Source organism: Bacillus sp. JST-5 (genome assembly GCF_057747715.1).
This window is the reverse complement of record NZ_JBYLHW010000018.1, coordinates 18,494-38,987: the sequence shown is the minus strand read 5'-3', so window position 1 is coordinate 38,987 and position 20,494 is coordinate 18,494. Positions and strand designations below refer to the sequence as shown.

Sequence of the window (20,494 nt, the reverse complement as noted above, 5' to 3'; positions counted from 1 at the left end):
ACCACTGGCATAAAGAGAACAGCTATTCACGGAAGTTATAAAGACTTGCGTCAATGATCTTAATTGAACCGCCGTATACCGAACGGTACGTACGGTGGTGTGAGAGGTCGGGGGTTAGTCACCCCCTCCTACTCGATTATGTTATTTACATTTTATTATCGAATAAAACTTAAAAAGTAAAATCTTGGAACAGACAACTTAAGGGGATTTTTACTCAATAAGCTAATGCTTAATATTTTTCATCATTAAAAGTTTATTATTTACTATTATGTAGTCTCTCAATAAAAATGGAAAAAGGTTTAGCGATCGGTAAAAATATGAATGAAACAATGACATTGAATAGAACACTAGCATGTGCTAATTGTTGAGCTCGATCTGGAGTTAAAACCTCGATAAATTCAGTAAAGATTGATATAAATGGGATAAAAATCAGCACTCCAATGATATTTAACCAAACATGTGCATATGATGTTAGCCTTGCTTCCATACCGCTTCCAATTGCTGCTAAAATAGCTGTCATACATGTTCCAATATTTGAACCTAACATAAATGAAATGGCTGATTGCAAATGAATCATATCACTTTGTAAAAAGCTCATTGCTATTCCAGTTGCAGCAGAACTTGATTGGATAATAGACGTAACAACAGTACCTAATATAATGGCAAATAAAAAATGATCATTCATTTCTGTTAAAGCCATTTTTACTAATGGTAATTGTGATAGAGGAACGGTTAGTTTTTTAAATCCTTCCATAGCTAAAAAAATCGTGCCTAGACCAAAAAGACTAAAACCTAAACTTCGGTACTTGCTATGTTTAAATAATGAAAAGATACTACCAATAAGAACTAAAGGGAGAATGAATGAATCTGTACTAAAAGCTAAAAATTCCACAGTTACTGTTGTCCCAATATTTGTCCCGAGAATAATTCCGATGGAACGTTTAAATGTCAATTGTCCAGCGGCAATTAAACCAATCGTAATTACCATTACTGCTGAGCTACTTTGTAAAATGGCCGTAACAATTATTCCTAAGATAAGGCCTTTCAAAGGGGAATCTGTTAATTTTGATAACCATTTCTTCATTCGGTCACCAGATATGTTAAATAATCCTATTCTTAAAATGGTCATACCTGCGAAGAATAAAATAATAAAAAGAACAAACATAAAAATAGAAAGCAAGTCCATCACCCCATGGTTCATGTATATGGTCGATGATGGAAAAACATGTCCCAAGTGAAGGTTGACCTTCAATTGTACTTTATATTATAATTGGTTAGTACATGGCATTTTGCCATGCATATGTAGTGCGTTATTGTTCGGAGGGAGGGAAAGAGATGTCAAAAACAATCGTTCGTAAAAACGAATCTCTTGAAGATGCTCTTCGTCGCTTTAAACGATCAGTATCAAAAACGGGCACACTTCAAGAAGTAAGAAAACGCGAATTTTATGAAAAACCAAGTGTAAGACGTAAGAAAAAGTCTGAAGCTGCAAGAAAACGCAAGTGGTAAGAGGGTGTATTCATGAGTCTTCTCGAACGTCTAAATGAAGATATGAAACAGGCGATGAAGAACAAGGATAAAGAAAGACTCTCTGTTATTCGGATGATAAAAGCTTCATTACAAAATGAAGCAATAAAAATTGGCAGAGAACTATCGAGTGATGAAGAATTGACGGTTCTTTCTCGTGAAGTAAAACAAAGAAAAGACTCCCTCCATGAGTTCGAAAAAGCTGGTCGAACAGATCTTGCTGATAAAGTGAAACAAGAGCTCATTTTCTTAGAAGATTACATGCCAAAACAGCTTTCAGAAGATGAATTAAAACAATTAATCCAACAAACGATTCATGAAGTTGGAGCTCAATCGAAAGCGGATATGGGTAAAGTCATGTCTGCCATAATGCCAAAAGTAAAAGGGAGAGCGGATGGTTCTCTTGTTAATAAACTTGTACAACAACTTTTAAGTTAAAAAATTGGACTGTACGGTAAAAATCGTACAGTCCTTTTTGCATAAATTGAGAAAAATTTTGTTCTACTTGTTAAAATAATAGTATAAAAATGAAACATTTCTAAATGTTAAACGTAAAGTAAGCTAAGACATATGATGAAAGGGGGGAATGGTGTGAAAAAAGTTCGTATTGCATTTTTTGCCTTTTTGTTTCTTTTACCATTTACTTCTCTCTTGCATGTTTCAGCTGAAAGCATGATTGGATCTGTCTATCATGTACCAATAAAAGAAACGGTGGAAAAAGGACTGTATCAATTTTTAGAACGTGCCATTTCCGAAGCAGAAGAAAATGGTGCAGAAGTCATTATTTTTGAAATTGATACCCCTGGTGGAGAGGTTCAATCAGCCGGGGAAATTGGTAATCTCCTTGCACGAACAGATATAAAAACAGTTGCTTTTATCAATAATGAAGCATTATCTGCAGGTGCATTTATTTCGTTACATATGGATGAAATTTATATGGTCCCTAACTCCACCATAGGTTCAGCTGCCATCATTACCCAAGATGGAAACGCAGCTGATAAAAAGGCACAATCGTATTGGTTGAAAGCAATGGAAAGTGCTGCGATTAGCAGTAATCGTGATCCGATTTATGCAAAAGCGATGGCAGATGAGTCCATTGATTTACCTGAGCTAGGTGCAGAAAAAGGGAAATTACTAACTTTGACGGCCAATGATGCTATTAAAGTTGGATATGCTGAAGGAATTGTACAAAATCTTGATGAATTATTAATCAAATTAGGATATAGCAAAGAAGATGTCGTAAAAGTGGAAGAAACGTTGGCAGAAAAGATTGCTAGATTTATTACAAACCCAATTGTTGTTCCGATTTTACTTTCCATTGGTAGCCTAGGACTCATTTTAGAACTTTATTCACCAGGCTTTGGTATACCAGGATTTATGGGGATATTTTCATTGTTGCTCTTTTTCTATGGACATTTTATTGCTGGCTTGGCAGGATGGGAGTCCATTATATTATTTGTTATAGGAATTATTTTAATTGGTGCTGAATTTGTCCTTCCTGGTGGAATCGCAGGTTTACTTGGTTTAGGATCAATTTTCTTATCTATTGTTTTAGCAGGTGATAGTGTTGTGCAAATGATGATCTACCTTTTTGTTGCCATTACAGTTGCCATTATTGCAATGATTATCATGATGAAAGTGTTTAAAAAGAAACTAACAATATTTAATAAAATTGTTTTGAAGGATTCTACCAGCACAGAAAAAGGTTATATCTCTAATAAATCACGTTTAGATTTAATTGGATTAACAGGCATTGCTATGACTGATTTACGACCTTCTGGTACAATAATTATTAATGATGAAAGAATCGATGCTGTTTCGGAAGGGGAATTTATTCCTGGAGGTTCAGAAATAAAAGTTATAAAAGCTGAAGGTTCTCGCATTGTAGTAAGAAAAGTTCAAAAATAATAAGGAGGATTATTAAATGCCAACAGAAATTAATATCTTTTTCCTGCTAATCATTTTAGCAGCGGTAATTTTAATCGGTTTATTATTAACATTTGTTCCAGTCATGCTCTGGATTTCTGCCCTAGCTGCTGGCGTTAAAGTAAGCATCTTTACACTAATTGGGATGAGACTACGTCGAGTTATTCCTAGTAGAGTGATCAACCCGTTGATTAAAGCTCAAAAAGCTGGTCTTAATGTAAATATTAATCAATTAGAAAGCCACTATTTAGCAGGTGGTAATGTTGACCGTGTAGTAAATGCATTAATTGCTGCTCAACGGGCAAATATTGAATTAACGTTTGAACGTTGTGCAGCTATTGACTTAGCCGGTCGAGATGTATTGGAAGCTGTTCAAATGAGTGTAAATCCAAAAGTAATTGAAACACCATTTATTTCTGGTGTCGCTATGGATGGGATTGAAGTTAAAGCGAAAGCAAGAATTACTGTTCGTGCGAATATTGAACGCTTAGTCGGTGGTGCTGGAGAGGATACAGTTATTGCCCGTGTAGGGGAAGGGATTGTTAGTACAATTGGTTCTTCCGACGATCATAAAAAAGTTTTAGAAAATCCTGATTTAATTTCACAAACAGTATTAAAGAAAGGTCTAGATGCTGGTACAGCATTTGAAATTCTTTCCATTGATATTGCTGATGTAGATATCGGTAAAAACATTGGGGCGGAATTACAAATTGAACAAGCGGAAGCAGATAAAAATATTGCTCAAGCAAAAGCGGAAGAACGCCGTGCAATGGCTGTCGCTCAAGAACAAGAAATGAAAGCGAGAGTACAGGAAATGAGAGCGAAGGTTGTTGAAGCAGAAGCTCAAGTTCCAATTGCAATGGCTGAAGCATTAAAGAGCGGAAATATTGGAGTAATGGATTATATGAATATTAAAAACATTTCTGCTGATACTGACATGAGAGATTCCATCGGAAAATTAAGTAAAAATCAAAAACCAGAAGATCAAAAATAGTGGAATCATTTTGAGAAGGGAGAGTTCCTCTCTTGGAATTTTTATTTGAAAATCCATGGTTAATCATTATTCTAATAGGAGCATTATCTTCCTTTTTTGGAGGTTCAAAAGAGCAAACTTCCAAGAAAAAAACGGTTAAAAAGCTTAAACCGATTGAAAAACCGGTTGTTAAAAAATCAATTGCTCCTTCACAACCGAAGCCAACTATGGTAACTGAATCTAAAAACAAAAATATTTATGAAGAATACAAAAATAAACAAATTGAAAAAAGAGAAGAAGTTTCCAGACTCCGCCAACCAAAGGTTCGTGCTATAGAAAAAGATCAACCAGTTTACTTTAAGAAGGAAAATATTATAGAAGGTATTATCTGGTCAGAAATTTTAAGCGAGCCGAAATCAAAAAAATTTATGCGATAACAATTTTAAAAAAAGTGCTATTCCCCCTTTCATACTCATAAATATGAGATGAAAGGGGGTTCTTTTATGGCAAGAAAATGGGGACAAAGAATTCGAAGCTGGATGACACAACAATTAGATCTCCCAGAAGATGTCATGATGGATTTACCCCGTATTACGATGATTGGACAAATACATATATATATTGAAAATCATAAAGGTTTGCTTGCATTTTCTGATCGGGAAATCCGATTGTTATTAAAACAAGGACAATTATTAGTAAAAGGGAAGTCGTTTGTAATAAAGACGATTTTACCAGAAGAAATATTACTTGAAGGGAAAATTGATGAAGTTCGTTTCATCCAAGGGTAATCCCTTCTTTCATTTTAAATCGTACATGTGATCGAAAGATGTGCAAAAAGAGTACAAGCTTAGTTGGAGGTCTGGAATGAAGAATCATTGGGTGAATTCTATTACCGGCAGTGTAAGAGTAAAAATATCCGGAAAGGGATTAGAACGGTTTATCAATCATTTAACTAGAGAAAATGTGACTATTTGGGATGTTCGACAATTAGGCACCTCAACGATTGCTTTTTATATGTTATTAAAAGATGTACCAAATGTGCGGGGAATTGTTAGGCACCACCAAGTAAAAATAACTTTTCTTGATCGAAAAGGTGCTCCTTTTTGGAAGAAGCGAGTTTTAAAAAATTTTGGGTTTTTCTTAGGAGCTTGTTTATTTTTATTTACCATTCTATTGCTATCGAATATGATTTGGCAAATTGAAATTGACGGTGCAACTCCTGAAACTGAGTATAAAATTTCCGAAGAATTAAAGAAAATGGGAGTAAAAGTTGGACAATTGCAATTTTTCGTAGATGACCCAGAGACCATTCAACGAAAAATAACAAATAAAATTAATGAAATCACATGGGTTGGGGTCGAATTAAATGGAACTGCCTATCATTTTCAAGTGGTTGAAAAACAAGAACCAAAAAAAGAGCAAGAACTTCCACCGCAACATTTAGTGGCTAGTAAAAAAGCAATTATCGTTCGAACATTTATTAAAAAAGGACAACCTCAAGTAGAAAGACATGATTTTGTACAAAAGGGTCAATTGCTTGTTTCAGGTCTAATAGGTGAGGGAGAGAACTCGCAAATGATCGCTGCTGAAGGGGAAGTATGGGGACAAACGTGGTATCGTACGGATGTGGAACTTCCACTTCAATCAGAATTTTCTACATTAACTGGTAATGAAAAGACCAAACATTATCTTCGATTGTTTGGATATTCTTTACCTATTTGGGGATTTGGTAGCGACTCATTTAAGGAAAAGAAAATAGAAAAGGATGAGAAAAAAGTTAAGTTTTTAAAATGGACGTTGCCGATTTCTTATGAAAAGGTTACGATTAAAGAAAAAGACTCCAGTATGAGAGTGTTTACAAAAGAGGAAGCACTTACGGAAGCAAAAACAATGGCAAAAAATGATTTGCTTCGAATTTTACCAAAAGATGCAAAAATTTTAGAAGAAAATGTTAGACCAGAAAAGATTGAAAATGGTAAACTAAAACTAACGGTATATTATAAAGTAATAGAGAATATAGCCGTTGGCCAACCAATTATTCAAGGAGATTGAGGAATGTCGCAACAGATGATGACCATTGATTTACCAATTGAACATTTAGATGACCCAATCCAATTATTTGGAATATCGGATGAACATATGAAATTACTTGAAAGCGAATTGCATGTTCAATTGCACACCCGTGGAGGTGAGGTCATTCGTATTACTGGCAAGGAGGAAAATGTCCAACTTGCTGCCAATATTATTCGAGAATTGCTCCAAATTATTCATAAAGGGATCAATATAAGTTCAAAAGATGTTATGTATGCCATTCAAATGGCAAATAAAGGCACTATTCATTATTTTCATGAACTTTATGATCAGGAGATTATCAAAAACGCTAAAGGAAAATCTGTCCGTGTCAAAACTTTAGGTCAAAGAGATTATGTTGAAGCCATAAAGAATAATGATTTAGTATTTGGAATTGGACCAGCAGGAACGGGAAAAACGTATTTAGCTGTTGTCCTAGCTGTTCAAGCATTAAAAAATGGAAAAGTTAATAAAATCATCTTAACAAGACCAGCAGTAGAGGCTGGAGAAAGTTTAGGTTTTTTACCTGGTGATTTGAAAGAAAAAGTAGATCCTTATTTACGGCCATTATATGATGCTCTACATGATATATTAGGCGCAGAACAAACTGTCAGATTAATTGAACGCGGAACGATTGAAATTGCGCCGCTTGCATACATGAGAGGGCGTACGTTAGATGATGCTTTTATCATTTTAGATGAGGCGCAAAATACAACACTTGCACAAATGAAGATGTTTTTGACACGTTTAGGATTTGGTTCGAAAATGATTATTACCGGAGACCAATCACAAATCGACTTACCTAAAGGGGTGGAATCCGGATTAATTCAAGCTGAACGAATATTAAAGAACATAAAAAATATTGCATTTGTTTATTTAACAAAAACGGATGTTGTCCGACATCCATTAGTGGCGAAAATAATAGATGCATATGAAAAAGAAAAACAATAAGCATATTTTATTGCTTATTGTTTTTCTTTTTTTGATAAATATTTACAATAAAAGGATGAAACTTTCATAAAAAACTGTTATCATTTTACATAATCTAAAAATTTATCTAGTCAATGAATTGTACTAGGAGGATAAAATGAGAAATTCAATTTTCTTTACATGGATCAATCGAATGGTTAATGCTAAATTTTTTCACTTCATCATTTTTGGAATGATAGGTGTAGTTTTGTATATTTCATTGTATAACAATGTCAAACCGGAAAAAATGAATATTAAAAAGTTAGAACCGGCTGAACAAACCATTCGTTCTCCGATTACGATCATTGATGAGGAAAGTACGGAAAAAAAACGACAACAAGCGGTTAGTCAAGTTCAAGATGTTTTTATTCTAAAAAAGGAATATACGCAAAATCGAGTAGATTTAATTACAACAATTTTCCAATCTGCCATAGAGGTAAAGGAAGATATCGTTAAAAGTAAGAAAGCTTTTGAAGACCGGAAAGATCAACAAGATAAAGAGGTAACAGATGAACAGTTTAAAGAACCAACGATTGAACAACAATTGGAAAGTTTAAAAGAAAAATTAACGGATGATGTCATCAGAGATTTATCTGATGTTTCGTTAACAGCATTATTAAAAGCATCACAACAAGAACTCTCAATCGCAAAAGATATTGTCGTAACAGCTATTAATCAAGTCATGAACACAAGAATACCTGCTAGTGAGGTTGAAAATGCTAAACGAAAAGTGGAAGAGGCAATCCGATATACAAGTTTACGATCAGAATTAAAAAATGCAACGATTGAATTAGCTAGATATGCTGTTGTTCAAAATGAATTTTATGACCCGAAGGCAACAGAAGAATTAAGAAAGCAAACATATGAAAGTGTAGAACCTGTACGAATCTTACAAGGACAGATTATTGTAGAAGAAGGACAACTTATATCAAGTGAAATTTATCGCCAACTAGAGTTAGTTGGCCTTGTTGAAACCGATCAAACGTATCTTCCATTCATTGGTTTGTTATTATTTATTCTCATTGTCATTAGTTTTATGTATTACTATTTTAACGAAGATATAAAGAAAAAAGGTCAAAGTAAACATGAGCTTATGTTGTTAGCCTCAGTTTTTCTCATCTCACTCTTGATTATGAAAATATTAGCGATCATTAAAGATTCTACATACGGAGAGTTGTACTATCTATATCCTATTGCAATGGCTACGATGTTAATAAAAATATTAATTCATGAAAGACTTGCCATTGTGACAGCGATTATTTTAAGCTTATCTGGGACAATCATGTTTAATGACAATGTTACAGGAACATTTAACTTTCCAATCGGAATGTATATCCTCATAAGTGGATTAGCGGGTGTACTCTTTTTATCTAATCAAAATGGTAGAGCGAAAATATTACAAACGGGAATCATTGTTTCGGCAGTGAATATGATCGTTTTATTAACACTATTATTCTTAAGAAACACTCATCTATCTGGCTTGGATTATGGAGTTCACTTTTTATTGGCAGTCATTTCTGGATTGGGTTCCTCTGTATTAACCATAGGATTGTTACCTTTTTTTGAAGCAGGATTTGGAATTTTATCCACAATGAAACTTATTGAGCTATCTAATCCTAACCATCCGCTATTGAAAAAAATATTAACCGAAGCACCGGGAACTTATCATCATAGTGTGATGGTGGCGAATTTAGCTGAATCAGCGTGCGAAGCAATCGGTGCCAATGGTTTACTAGCTAGAGTTGGTTGTTATTATCATGATATTGGTAAGACGAAAAGACCAAAATATTTTATCGAAAATCAAATGAATCATTATAATCCACACGACGACCTTCCGCCGGAAACAAGTAAGAACATTATCGTTGCTCATGCCGTCGATGGAGCACAAATGTTAAGAGAAAATAAAATGCCAAAAGAAATCGTGGACATTGCGGAGCAGCATCATGGTACCACATTATTAAAATATTTTTATCATAAAGCTGTTGAATCTGGAAAAGAAGTGAATGAAGATGATTTTCGATATCCCGGACCGAAACCGCAAACAAAAGAAGCTGCAATCATTGGGATAGCTGATAGCGTTGAGGCTGCTGTACGCTCCATGAACAACCCGACACTGGAGCAAATCGAAAAAATCGTTCATGCGATTATTAATGATCGCATTCATGATGGACAATTTTCTGAATGTGATTTAACGTTTAAAGAAATTCAAACGATTGCTCAAACGTTATGTAATACACTTAACGGAATATTCCATAATCGTATTGAATATCCAGAATTAAACAAGAAGGAGAGTTAACAATGCCACTTGAGATTGATTTCATCGATGAAACAAATGAATTGACAGAAAAGCAGATGGAAATGATAAATAATCTCCTTTCCATAGCGGCAAAAGAAGAAAACGTTATTGATAAGGCTGAACTTTCGATCACGTTTGTTGATAACGAAACCATTCAACAAATCAATCGCGAATATAGGGGAAAAGATGCACCAACTGATGTCATTTCTTTTGCATTAGAAGAAATGGGGGAAGATGAAGTTGAAATCGTTGGTGAAAATCTTCCTCGAGTATTAGGAGATATTATCATCTCTATTCCAAAGGCAAAAGAACAAGCGAAAGAATATGGTCATTCATTTGAAAGAGAAATAGGATTTCTAACCGTGCATGGCTTTTTACATTTACTAGGCTATGACCATGAAACAAAAGAGGACGAAAAGGAAATGATTGAAAAGCAAGAGAAAATCCTTGAAAAATTCGGATTAAAAAGATAGGGATCTAGATGAAAAGACTTTTACATTCGTTTAAATATGCTTTTTATGGGTTCCTTCAAGCATTTAAAACGGAGCAAAATTTGAGGATTCATTGTGTAAGCGCCATCCTTGTCATTGCCCTATCCATTCGATTGCATATATCAAAAATGGAATGGTTCATTGTTCTGTTACTAATTGGTGGAATGTTTGCATTGGAATTAATGAATACCGCCATTGAACGAACAGTTGATTTGGTGACAAAAGATTATCATCCATTGGCGAAACAAGCGAAAGATATTGCGGCTGCTTCAGTCTTAATTTTTTCCATTATTTCTGCGATAATTGGAATGATGATCTTTTTGCCAAAAATTGCATCAAACTTTCAATTTTTTAAAGGTTTTTGAAACGAACATTTTATCATACTAGTACATAACATAAATAGTAAAGTTGCCTTTAACTAGGCAGCTTTTTCCTTTCAGTAGATGAAAACAACTACTAAATCATGTAAAATAGAGGTAGCATTTACGTTTATAGAAAGGAAGATAGAGATGAACGTAGAACAATTGATTGAAGAAGCAAAACGTGCAAGAGAACGAGCATATGTACCTTATTCGAAATTTCGCGTAGGTGCTGCTTTATTAACAGAAGATGGAAAAGTCTATAGAGGTTGTAATATAGAAAACGCGGCTTATAGTGTTACCAATTGTGCAGAACGTACGGCTTTGTTTAAAGCGGTTTCTGAGGGTGATACGAAGTTTCAAATGTTAGCAGTAATTGCTGATACAGATCGACCATGTTCACCTTGCGGATCTTGTAGACAAGTTATTTCCGAACTTTGTCCGAAAGATATGAAAGTTATTTTAACGAATTTAAAAGGGGAAATTTTTGAAACAACTGTCGCAGAACTATTACCAGGAGCATTTTCATCGGAGGATTTACATGAATAAGATAGAATACAAATCTGGCTTTATTTCAATCATTGGTAGACCAAATGTAGGAAAATCAACTTTTTTAAATTATGTCATCGGCCAAAAAATTGCCATTATGAGTGATAAACCGCAAACAACGAGAAATAAAATTCAAGGCGTTTTAACGATGGAAGACGCACAGATGATATTTATTGACACACCAGGCATTCATAAACCGAAACATAAATTGGGCGATTTTATGATGAAAGTGGCTCAAAATACATTAAAAGAAGTAGATATTATTTTATTTATGGTAAACGCATCAGAAAAATTTGGCCCTGGTGAAAAATACATTATTGAAAAACTCGAAAGTGTAAAAACGCCTGTATTTTTAGTCATCAATAAAATCGATTTAATTCACCCAGATGAATTGTTAAATTTTATTGACGAATATAAAAACCGATATCCGTTTGCAGAAATTGTTCCAATCTCTGCCTTACAAGGAAACAACGTAGATCAGTTATTAAATACGATCAAAAAATACTTACCAGAAGGACCACAATATTATCCGGAAGATCAAATAACTGATCACCCGGAGCGTTTCATCATTTCCGAATTAATTCGTGAAAAGGTTCTTCATTTAACTCATGAAGAAATTCCACATTCCATTGCAGTAGTCATCGATAAAATTGAGCGAGATCATAAAAAAGATTTAGTTCATGTACTTGCTACTATTATTGTAGAAAGAGATTCTCAAAAAGGAATCGTGATTGGAAAGAGAGGGGCTCTTTTAAAAGAAGTTGGAAAACGAGCGCGAATCGATATTGAACATTTATTAGGTTCTAAAGTATTTTTGGAACTATGGGTGAAAGTTCAAAAAGATTGGCGCAATAAAATTTCACAATTAAGAGACTATGGTTTCCGAGAAGATGAATATTAACCAATTTTTCTCTAACATGTTACGAAAATGATTGGTCAAAATAAAGATATGGCTTGGGAGTTTCATGCTAGGTGAATAATCGAAAGGTGGTATTTTCCATGCTAGACTTCACTTGGAAAGTATTTTCAAAAACTGGCAACATTGACACATATCTTCTTTATAGGGAGATTAAGAACGAAATGGAAGAAACACCTGGAAATGAAGAGGATGAACTAGTAAGTAATGAATATCCCATGTCCTAATCGTTCTTCTGGCCTTAATTGAGGTGACGTGATGTTACAAAAGATAGAAGGCCTTGTTTTAAGGACAACGGACTATGGTGAATCCAATAAAATTGTAGTGATTTTTACTCGAGAAAATGGCAAAATTGGGGCTATGGCAAGGGGAGCAAAAAAGCCGAATAGTAGACTAGCTTCCGTGTCACAGCCCCTAACATACGGCCATTTTTTAGTTATGCTTGGAAGCGGATTAGGTTCGTTGCAGCAAGGGGAAATCATACACCCATTAAAATCCTTAAAACAAGATATATTTTTAACAGCCTATGCGTCTTATTTAGTTGAATTAACGGATAAGGCAACGGAGGAGAGAAAACGAAATCCATATTTATTTGAATTACTGATTCAAACATTAACGTATATGGATGAGGGGTTAGATCCACAAGTATTAACGAATATTTACGAAATGAAATTGTTACATTCATTTGGTTTATACCCCATTTTGGATGGATGTGCCATCTGTAAAGAAACGGAAGGAACATTTGCCTTTTCCATTAAAGAAGGCGGTTTTATCTGTCATCGCTGCATCCATAACGATCCGCATCATTTGAAAATTTCTCCGTCTGTTGCTAGACTTTTGAGGCTATTTTATTACATAGATATTCATCGTTTAGGTTCTATCAATGTAAAAGATGAAACAAAAAGAGAGATAAAAAAAGTGATCGATGCGTATTACGAAGAATATTCTGGTCTACAATTAAAAACAAAGAAATTTCTTACCCAATTAGAAAAACTGCACTTTCCTCAAAATGATTGACATTCACCAATCGTTTAGATATGATACTAAATAAAATTACATACTGGTTGCAAAGAAGGAAAGGAGTACTTATGACCCTCTATAAAAGCGAACCTAGGATGGTGCGAGCTAGGTTATAGAGACATAAGGAAGGCGTTCCGGAGCAATGAACGATGAAGGTGGCTGAACGATTCAGCAAATAGGGTGGAACCGCGGGATTACTCTCGTCCCTATGCATGGAATGTGCATAGAGACGAGAGTTTTATTGTTTGACAAAATTTTCTCTAAAATATGGAGGTGCCGATATGAATATTCAAAATATGATCATTACATTACAAAAGCATTGGTCAAATCATGGATGTATTTTAATGAACGCTTATGATGTAGAAAAAGGAGCAGGGACTATGAGTCCATATACATTTTTACGTGCCATCGGACCGGAACCATGGAACGTTGCCTATGTGGAACCTTCAAGAAGACCAGCGGATGGTCGATATGGGGAAAATCCAAATCGTCTTTATCAGCATCATCAATTTCAAGTAATCATGAAACCTTCTCCGGACAACATTCAAGAAATTTACTTAGAGTCATTAAAAGCATTAGGAATCGATCCACTAGAGCATGATATACGTTTTGTTGAAGATAATTGGGAAAATCCGTCTTTAGGTTGTGCCGGATTAGGTTGGGAAGTTTGGCTCGATGGAATGGAGATTACTCAATTTACATATTTTCAACAAGTAGGTGGATTAGAGTGTAAACCAGTTTCAGTAGAAATCACCTATGGAATCGAAAGACTTGCTTCTTACATTCAAGATAAAGATAATGTTTTTGATTTAGAGTGGACAGATGGATTTACATACCGTGATATTTTTGGTCAACCGGAATTTGAGCATTCTAAATATACGTTTGAAACGAGCAATACAGAAATGTTGTTTCAACTGTTTAATATGTTTGAAAAAGAAGCTCATCGACAAATGGATGAAGGACTTGTTCATCCTGCATATGACTATGTATTAAAATGTTCTCATGTCTTTAACTTACTAGATGCGAAAGGTGCAATATCTGTAACCGAACGTACTGGTTATATCTCAAGATGTAGAAATTTAGCGAGAAAAGTGGCAAAAACATTTTATGAAGAACGGGAAAAATTAGGATTTCCGATCTTGAAAAATAAAGAGGTGACCGAACGTGAGTAAACGAGACTTATTAATTGAAATCGGTTTAGAAGAAATGCCTGCACGTTTCGTCAAATCTTCGATGGAACAATTCGCGGAAAAAATGAAAAATTGGTTAGATGAAATGAACATCAGTTATGAAACGATTAAACCTTTTTCCACTCCTAGAAGATTAGCAGTTCTCATAGCAAATGTTCATGAAACGCAACCGGATAAAGAAGAAGAAATGAAAGGCCCAGCTAAAAAAATCGCCCTAGATCAAGATGGAAATTGGTCAAAAGCAGCAATCGGTTTCTCTAAGAGCAATGGTAAAAATGTTGATGATATTTATTTTAAAGAGATTAAAGGAATTGAATATGCGTTTGTAAAAAAATTCATCCAAGGGCGAAAAACGGTTGATATTTTACAAGAAAATTTGGAAGAAATCATTTTATCATTAAGTTTTCCTAAAAATATGAGATGGTCAAACTTAGATATACGATATGTACGTCCAATTAAATGGCTAGTCGTTCTCTATGGGGAAGAAGTGATACCGGTAACAGTTGCAAATGTTAACAGTGGAAACGAAACGTACGGTCATCGTTTTCTTGGGGAAAAAATATCATTGACCCATGCGAAAGATTATGAAAATCAATTACTTGGGCAATACGTTTTAGCAGATTCTAATCGAAGAAAAGAAGCGATTTTAAGTCAATTATCTTATTTAGCTAGTGATCAGAAATGGGAAATTCCTGTTGATGAACAATTGTTAGAAGAAGTAAATAACTTAGTAGAATATCCGACGGTTTTATCTGGAGGATTTAAGGAAGAATTTCTTCAACTACCAGAAGAAGTATTAATTACTTCTATGAAAGAACATCAACGATATTTCCCTGTAAAAAATAAAGAAGGTAAACTTTTGCCTCATTTTGTAACTGTTAGAAACGGAGATCATCGTAACATTGAGATCGTTCAAAAAGGAAATGAAAAAGTACTACATGCCCGATTACAAGATGCAGTATTTTTCTACGAAGAGGATTTAAAGCTTTCCATTGAGATGGCGATGAACAAACTAAAAAGAGTCGTTTACCATGAGGAATTAGGGACTTTTGAGGACAAAACCAATCGCATCAAGTCACTTACTGAATTTATTTGCCAAGAATTACAAGTTGATGAAAAAACAATGAAAAACGCTTTAAGGACGGCTGAAATTTGCAAATTTGATTTAGTCACTCAAATGGTATATGAGTTCCCTGAACTACAAGGGTATATGGGAGAAAAATATGCATTAAAACATGGAGAAAACGCAGATGTTGCCAAAGGAATAAGAGAGCATTATATGCCAAGACATGCAGATGATGATTTACCAACGTCAGAAATTGGAGCAGTCGTTAGCATTGCTGATAAATTAGATACTCTTGTTTCATTTTTTGCCATTGGCAACATCCCTAGTGGCTCACAAGATCCTTACGCTTTAAGAAGACAAACACTTGGCATTGTTCAAATTATGATCGATAACGGTTGGAATATAGATCTTGAAAAAGTTTTAGATAAAGCAATTAACATAGTTTCTATAAATGCAAAGCAAAATATGAATGAATTGAAAGAGCAACTGTTATCTTTTATAAAACTACGTTTTAAATATATTTTACAAGAAAGAGACATTCGCCACGATTTAATAGATGCTGTATTGGCAGCACCAATATCCAATCCATCTTCTGTTATTAATCGTGCTGATGTATTACAAAAAGAAAAAGATCGACCTAATTTTAAAGAGGATGTAGAAGCATTAAGTCGTGTGATCAATATATCGCAAAAAGCATCTACTATTGTGGAGGTACAGCCGGAATTGTTTGAAAATGAGTATGAACATACTTTATTCGAAAAATATCAAACAATGGCTAATCGCTTAAAGGACATAACAGATGAACATCAGCGTTTCTCAGAGATGGTTGAATTAAAATCTATTATTAACCTTTATTTTGATCATACAATGGTAATGGCCGAAGATGAGAAAGTGAGAAATAATCGCTTGTCTTTTATGAAAGAGTTAGCTCAACTATTTTTACAGTTTGCCAAATTTAACGAAATAATTGTGAAATAAGGCGGAACTTACTGCTCCGCCTTCTTATAGTGAAGACTTTTTCATCGCTATTTTTTTGAAATAGTATATAATATTGATATAAAAGTATATCCTATTTCCCGCTACGTTAGGTGGTGAGTCCAATAGAACTGAACAAAAGACAAGAACAAATATTAAAAATTGTAAAAGAACACGGTCCGATTACAGGTGAACATATTGCAGAACAGTTGAATTTAACTCGTGCCACATTGCGGCCAGATTTGGCTATATTAACGATGGCAGGATTTTTAGATGCTAGACCGAGAGTGGGCTATTTTTATACAGGTAAATCTAGTACCCAACTATTAACGGAAGGATTAAAGAAGATTAAAGTCAAAGATTTTCAATCGATTCCAGTGGTTGTGAATGAAAATGTGTCGGTATACGATGCCATTTGTACCATGTTTTTAGAAGATGTGGGGACATTGTTTGTCGTAGATAAAAAATCTACCTTAGTGGGTGTTCTCTCTCGTAAAGATTTATTAAGAGCAAGCCTCGGAAAACAGGAATTAACGGCTATTCCCGTCAATATTATTATGACTAGAATGCCTAACATAACAATGTGTGATCGGGAAGATTTATTAATTGATGTAGCACATAAACTGATTGATAAGCAAATTGATGCAGTTCCTGTTGTTAAAAAAACAGAAAACGGATTTGAGGTAATCGGACGTGTCACAAAAACGAATATTACAAAGGCATTTGTTTCGTTAGGTACTACAGATGCTGACTAATCGGTGGATTAGGAAACTAGAGGAGATGAAATAATGACAAAACCTATGATTTATGTTGTTTCAGATTCTGTAGGAGAAACGGTTGAATTGGTCGCTAAGGCAGCCATCAGTCAGTTTAATGGTGCCGGTGCTGAATTAAAAAGAATCCCTTATGTAGAAGACTTCTCAAATATTGATGAAGTTATTTCATTGGCTAAAATGAACAAAGCGATGATTGTTTTTACGTTAGTGAAACCGAATATGCGTCACTATTTACTAGAACAAGCGGAAAAAGAAGGAATTTTTGCATTTGATGTAATTGGACCGCTAATTGATCGGTTTCAAGATGTTTATAAAATTGAACCAAAATATGAACCTGGCCTAGTAAGAAAATTGGATGACGACTATTTTAAAAAAGTGGAAGCTATAGAGTTTGCCGTAAAGTATGATGATGGACGTGACCCAAAAGGGATATTAAAAGCGGATATCGTCCTAATTGGAATTTCCCGTACTTCTAAAACACCATTATCACAATTTTTAGCATTAAAAAGACTGAAAGTAGCTAACGTTCCGCTAGTTCCTGAAGTTGAGCCTCCAGAAGAATTATTAAAAATTAACCCTTCTAAATGTTTTGGGCTCATGATCCAACCGGAAAAATTAAATCAAATCCGAAAAGAGCGTCTGAAAGCATTAGGATTAAGTGATTCAGCTAGTTATGCTCAAATTGATCGAATTAAAGAGGAACTTGATCATTTTCAAAAAGTAGTTGACCGTATTGGATGTACGGTTATTGACGTAACCAATAAAGCGGTCGAAGAAACGGCCAATGTCATTTTCAATATTTACACTCAAAAGCTAGTATAAGGGACTTGGAGATTCCAAGTTCTAATTTTTTTGAAAAAAATAAAATTAAAATCGTGGAAAAATTGAAAGATGTATACTATAATAAAAAATTGTGATAAAAAGCACGAATATAGGTTTAGATCTAGAAAAAATCGAATAAAATTAATATTGGCAGATGGAATTGGAAAGACATATCCATGGATTTGTAGAAATCCGGAAAAAGGAGATGTTGTTTTTTATCCAAATTAGAAGGATTATGCGGAGTGATGTAGAATAATAAAAAATACCCGCCAAAGAATCGTATATGTTGATGCAGACGCTTGTCCCGTAAAAGAGGAGATTTCTACTATTAGCAAAGATTTTGCAGTCCAACCTATATTTGTTGCTTCGTATGCTCATTATTCTACAAATATAGAAGGTCATTGGAAATTTGTAGATAATGAAAAAGAATCTGTCGATTTATTTATTGTCAATCGCGCAAGGAAGGGTGATATTGTCGTCACTCAAGATATAGGTTTAGCAAGCATTTTGCTTTCCAAAAACATACATGTACTTTCTCCTAGAGGGACAATATTTAATAATCAGCAAATGGATATGGCTTTATTTAATCGATATTTATCCAATCGAGCTAGACAAAAGGGACATTATACGAAAGGTCCAAAACCATTTAGTGCTCATGATCGGATAAGATTCATCTCTTCGTTTCAAGAAATTTTGTCGAAACTTGCAGGAAAATCTTCATTTTAACAGAAAATATAATGCTGGATCGGAGATGTTCTCATGGTAGAACGTATCCCTGAACAAACGATTAATGAAATCAAACAGGCGGTAGACATTGTTGATGTCATTAGCGAATATGTTCATTTAAAAAGGCAAGGTCGGAATTACTTCGGACTATGCCCATTTCATGGCGAAAATACACCTTCATTTTCCGTTTCTCCTGAGAAGCAAATCTATCATTGTTTCGGCTGTGGAGCAGGCGGAAATGTTTTTTCGTTTTTAATGGATATGGAAGGTATTTCATTCCATGAGGCGTTAAAAAGAATAGCTGAAAAAGGGAATATCCAAATTTCCCTATTTGAAGTAGATGAAACTGAAAAGAAGCGACAACCTTCTGATTTTGATAAAATGGTTGAAGCTCATGAACTTCTTGCTAAGTTTTATCATCATCTTTTAGTCAATACGAAAGAAGGGCAAGAAGCGCTTGAGTATCTATTAAATCGTGGAATCACGAAAGAAGCTATCCAACAATTTCAAATCGGTTACTCACTCCCTTCAAAAGACTTCGCATTAAAATTTTTAATGAAACGTGGCTATTCTAAACCGTTATTATTTAAAGCCGGCCTCATTAACGTAAACGATGATACCGGTGAATATTATGATCGATTCTGGGATCGAATTATGTTTCCAATCTTCGATCATAAAGGAAGGGTCATTGCTTTTTCAGGGAGAACAATGAGGCAAGATGGTACGCCAAAATATTTAAATAGCCCTGAATCTGAAATTTTTCATAAAAGCAAAGTTTTGTATAACTTTCATCAGGCACGGCCGTCCATTCGAAAAAAACAGACAGCCGTTTTATTTGAAGGATTTGCAGATTGTATTTCTGCCTATTCATCCGGTATTTATAACGGAATAGCAACGATGGGAACTGCATTAACTGAAGATCACATTCATACGATAAAAAGGAATGCAGAGAAAGTAATTATTTGTTACGATTCCGATTCCGCAGGTATTGAAGCTGCTTTTAAAGCTGGAGAATTGCTGGAAAGCTCAGGACTCATTCCACAAGTTGCTGTTATGCCCGATGGAATGGACCCTGATGAATATATACGAACATATGGCTCTGAAAAGTTTCTGAATGATGTCATTCAGTCAAGTCTTACTTACTTTGCTTTTAAAATGAATTATTTCAGGAGGGGAAAAAACTTTCAGCATGAAGGAGATCGCCTTCGTTACATAGAAGAAGTATTAACAGAACTGAATAAACTTCAAAATGCGGTAGAGCAAGATTTATACTTGCGTCAATTAGCTGAAGAATTTTCCATATCCCTAGAAGCTTTAAAGCAACAACAAAAATTATTGTTCAAATCCAATAAATTTAGGAACAATAAAGAAAGTATAAGAAAGAATATTGATATTATTCAACATGAAAACCGATTAAAACCTGCTCATATCACTGCAGAGCAAAGATTAATTGCCCATATGTTAAATAGCAGTGAGATTGCATATAAAGTACAAGAGTTATTGGAAGGACATTCTTTCAATATTGATGACCATCAGGCGATTTTTACTTACTTATTAGCATACTATGAGGAAGGAAATATTCCAGATTTAAGTTCTTTTTTGAACTTTTTGAATGATTCTCATTTAAGGAAGATTGTTGCAGAAATTGGGATGATGCAAATCAACGATGAAATCTCCGATCGAGAATTGCAAGATTATATTTATCATGTGTTGAAACAACAAAAAATGTTAAGAATAAAGGAAAAAGAGCAGGAAAAAATGGAAGCAGAAAGACAAAAAGACCATATACGCGCTGCCAGTATTGCAATGGAAATCATTCGATTGAGAAAATCGCTCTAACTGT

At 34.5% G+C, this 20,494-nt stretch carries 22 protein-coding genes; 21 read left to right on the top strand and 1 reads right to left on the bottom strand.

Going from position 1 to position 20,494, the window contains the following annotated elements; all coding sequences use genetic code 11:
- Positions 1-256: 256 nt before the first annotated feature.
- Positions 257-1,186 (bottom strand): Na/Pi symporter, encoded by a 930-nt coding sequence (locus tag AC3ASS_RS05895; protein WP_488282591.1) that lies wholly within the window; start codon positions 1,184-1,186, stop codon positions 257-259.
- Positions 1,187-1,335: 149 nt separating this feature from the next.
- Here AC3ASS_RS05895 and rpsU point away from each other — a divergent pair, with 149 nt between their 5' ends.
- The 21 genes from rpsU (at position 1,336) to dnaG (ending at position 20,490) form a co-directional block, all read left to right on the top strand.
- Complete coding sequence (rpsU, locus tag AC3ASS_RS05890; protein ID WP_488282586.1) at positions 1,336-1,509, top strand: 30S ribosomal protein S21; 174 nt, start codon at positions 1,336-1,338, stop codon at positions 1,507-1,509.
- A gap of 12 nt (positions 1,510-1,521) precedes the next feature.
- The gene (locus AC3ASS_RS05885) at positions 1,522-1,965 is read left to right on the top strand and encodes a GatB/YqeY domain-containing protein (RefSeq protein WP_488282585.1); all 444 of its coding nucleotides are present in this window, start codon (positions 1,522-1,524) and stop codon (positions 1,963-1,965) included.
- Between the two features lie 153 nt (positions 1,966-2,118).
- Positions 2,119-3,435 carry an NfeD family protein gene (locus AC3ASS_RS05880; protein WP_488282584.1) on the top strand — a complete coding sequence of 439 codons (1,317 nt, stop codon included), beginning with the start codon at positions 2,119-2,121 and terminating at the stop codon, positions 3,433-3,435.
- Between the two features lie 16 nt (positions 3,436-3,451).
- A complete protein-coding gene (gene floA / locus AC3ASS_RS05875; RefSeq protein ID WP_488282583.1) occupies positions 3,452-4,447 on the top strand; it encodes a flotillin-like protein FloA in 996 nt (331 codons plus the stop codon).
- A gap of 32 nt (positions 4,448-4,479) precedes the next feature.
- Entirely contained in the window at positions 4,480-4,863 is a 384-nt protein-coding gene (locus tag AC3ASS_RS05870; RefSeq protein WP_488282582.1) for a hypothetical protein, read from the top strand.
- Positions 4,864-4,929: 66 nt separating this feature from the next.
- Positions 4,930-5,214 carry a sporulation protein YqfC gene (gene yqfC / locus AC3ASS_RS05865; protein WP_488282581.1) on the top strand — a complete coding sequence of 95 codons (285 nt, stop codon included), beginning with the start codon at positions 4,930-4,932 and terminating at the stop codon, positions 5,212-5,214.
- A 76-nt stretch (positions 5,215-5,290) separates the two neighbouring features.
- Entirely contained in the window at positions 5,291-6,478 is a 1,188-nt protein-coding gene (yqfD, locus tag AC3ASS_RS05860) for a sporulation protein YqfD (RefSeq protein ID WP_488282580.1), read from the top strand.
- 3 nt (positions 6,479-6,481) lie between these two features.
- The gene (locus tag AC3ASS_RS05855) at positions 6,482-7,447 is read left to right on the top strand and encodes a PhoH family protein (protein WP_488282579.1); all 966 of its coding nucleotides are present in this window, start codon (positions 6,482-6,484) and stop codon (positions 7,445-7,447) included.
- 136 nt (positions 7,448-7,583) lie between these two features.
- The gene (locus AC3ASS_RS05850; protein ID WP_488282578.1) at positions 7,584-9,761 is read left to right on the top strand and encodes an HD family phosphohydrolase; all 2,178 of its coding nucleotides are present in this window, start codon (positions 7,584-7,586) and stop codon (positions 9,759-9,761) included.
- 2 nt (positions 9,762-9,763) lie between these two features.
- Positions 9,764-10,234: an rRNA maturation RNase YbeY gene (gene ybeY / locus AC3ASS_RS05845; RefSeq protein ID WP_488282577.1), complete on the top strand. Its 471-nt coding sequence runs from the start codon at positions 9,764-9,766 to the stop codon at positions 10,232-10,234.
- A gap of 8 nt (positions 10,235-10,242) precedes the next feature.
- Positions 10,243-10,617 (top strand): diacylglycerol kinase family protein, encoded by a 375-nt coding sequence (locus tag AC3ASS_RS05840; RefSeq protein WP_488282576.1) that lies wholly within the window; start codon positions 10,243-10,245, stop codon positions 10,615-10,617.
- Positions 10,618-10,761: 144 nt separating this feature from the next.
- Positions 10,762-11,160 (top strand): cytidine deaminase, encoded by a 399-nt coding sequence (locus AC3ASS_RS05835; protein ID WP_488282575.1) that lies wholly within the window; start codon positions 10,762-10,764, stop codon positions 11,158-11,160.
- Positions 11,153-12,061, top strand: a complete 909-nt coding sequence (era, locus tag AC3ASS_RS05830; RefSeq protein ID WP_488282574.1) for a GTPase Era — start codon at positions 11,153-11,155, stop codon at positions 12,059-12,061. Before AC3ASS_RS05835 ends, era begins: the two co-directional genes overlap by 8 nt.
- A 98-nt stretch (positions 12,062-12,159) precedes the next feature.
- Complete coding sequence (locus tag AC3ASS_RS05825; RefSeq protein ID WP_488282590.1) at positions 12,160-12,303, top strand: YqzL family protein; 144 nt, start codon at positions 12,160-12,162, stop codon at positions 12,301-12,303.
- A 31-nt stretch (positions 12,304-12,334) separates the two neighbouring features.
- A complete protein-coding gene (gene recO, locus AC3ASS_RS05820) occupies positions 12,335-13,093 on the top strand; it encodes a DNA repair protein RecO (RefSeq protein WP_488282573.1) in 759 nt (252 codons plus the stop codon).
- Positions 13,094-13,377: 284 nt separating this feature from the next.
- Positions 13,378-14,268 carry a glycine--tRNA ligase subunit alpha gene (glyQ, locus tag AC3ASS_RS05815; protein ID WP_488282572.1) on the top strand — a complete coding sequence of 297 codons (891 nt, stop codon included), beginning with the start codon at positions 13,378-13,380 and terminating at the stop codon, positions 14,266-14,268.
- Entirely contained in the window at positions 14,261-16,330 is a 2,070-nt protein-coding gene (gene glyS, locus AC3ASS_RS05810; RefSeq protein ID WP_488282571.1) for a glycine--tRNA ligase subunit beta, read from the top strand. Before glyQ ends, glyS begins: the two co-directional genes overlap by 8 nt.
- Before the next feature lie 113 nt (positions 16,331-16,443).
- Positions 16,444-17,082, top strand: a complete 639-nt coding sequence (gene ccpN / locus AC3ASS_RS05805) for a transcriptional regulator CcpN (protein ID WP_488282570.1) — start codon at positions 16,444-16,446, stop codon at positions 17,080-17,082.
- 33 nt (positions 17,083-17,115) lie between these two features.
- Positions 17,116-17,925, top strand: a complete 810-nt coding sequence (locus tag AC3ASS_RS05800; RefSeq protein WP_488282569.1) for a pyruvate, water dikinase regulatory protein — start codon at positions 17,116-17,118, stop codon at positions 17,923-17,925.
- Between the two features lie 252 nt (positions 17,926-18,177).
- Positions 18,178-18,651, top strand: coding sequence for a YaiI/YqxD family protein (locus AC3ASS_RS05795; RefSeq protein WP_488282589.1), 474 nt, complete (start codon positions 18,178-18,180; stop codon positions 18,649-18,651).
- A 33-nt stretch (positions 18,652-18,684) separates the two neighbouring features.
- Positions 18,685-20,490 (top strand): DNA primase, encoded by a 1,806-nt coding sequence (dnaG, locus tag AC3ASS_RS05790; protein ID WP_488282568.1) that lies wholly within the window; start codon positions 18,685-18,687, stop codon positions 20,488-20,490.
- Positions 20,491-20,494: the final 4 nt, after the last annotated feature.

Bases quoted from the DNA above. Each gene is read 5' to 3' on its own strand.
- AC3ASS_RS05895 (WP_488282591.1), bottom strand. From the start codon at position 1,186: ATGGACTTGCTTTCTATTTTTATGTTTGTTCTTTTTATTATTTTATTC.
- rpsU (WP_488282586.1), top strand. From the start codon at position 1,336: ATGTCAAAAACAATCGTTCGTAAAAACGAATCTCTTGAAGATGCTCTT.
- AC3ASS_RS05885 (WP_488282585.1), top strand. From the start codon at position 1,522: ATGAGTCTTCTCGAACGTCTAAATGAAGATATGAAACAGGCGATGAAG.
- floA (WP_488282583.1), top strand. From the start codon at position 3,452: ATGCCAACAGAAATTAATATCTTTTTCCTGCTAATCATTTTAGCAGCG.
- yqfC (WP_488282581.1), top strand. From the start codon at position 4,930: ATGGCAAGAAAATGGGGACAAAGAATTCGAAGCTGGATGACACAACAA.
- yqfD (WP_488282580.1), top strand. From the start codon at position 5,291: ATGAAGAATCATTGGGTGAATTCTATTACCGGCAGTGTAAGAGTAAAA.
- AC3ASS_RS05855 (WP_488282579.1), top strand. From the start codon at position 6,482: ATGTCGCAACAGATGATGACCATTGATTTACCAATTGAACATTTAGAT.
- AC3ASS_RS05850 (WP_488282578.1), top strand. From the start codon at position 7,584: ATGAGAAATTCAATTTTCTTTACATGGATCAATCGAATGGTTAATGCT.
- ybeY (WP_488282577.1), top strand. From the start codon at position 9,764: ATGCCACTTGAGATTGATTTCATCGATGAAACAAATGAATTGACAGAA.
- AC3ASS_RS05840 (WP_488282576.1), top strand. From the start codon at position 10,243: ATGAAAAGACTTTTACATTCGTTTAAATATGCTTTTTATGGGTTCCTT.
- AC3ASS_RS05835 (WP_488282575.1), top strand. From the start codon at position 10,762: ATGAACGTAGAACAATTGATTGAAGAAGCAAAACGTGCAAGAGAACGA.
- era (WP_488282574.1), top strand. From the start codon at position 11,153: ATGAATAAGATAGAATACAAATCTGGCTTTATTTCAATCATTGGTAGA.
- AC3ASS_RS05825 (WP_488282590.1), top strand. From the start codon at position 12,160: ATGCTAGACTTCACTTGGAAAGTATTTTCAAAAACTGGCAACATTGAC.
- recO (WP_488282573.1), top strand. From the start codon at position 12,335: ATGTTACAAAAGATAGAAGGCCTTGTTTTAAGGACAACGGACTATGGT.
- glyQ (WP_488282572.1), top strand. From the start codon at position 13,378: ATGAATATTCAAAATATGATCATTACATTACAAAAGCATTGGTCAAAT.
- AC3ASS_RS05800 (WP_488282569.1), top strand. From the start codon at position 17,116: ATGACAAAACCTATGATTTATGTTGTTTCAGATTCTGTAGGAGAAACG.
- dnaG (WP_488282568.1), top strand. From the start codon at position 18,685: ATGGTAGAACGTATCCCTGAACAAACGATTAATGAAATCAAACAGGCG.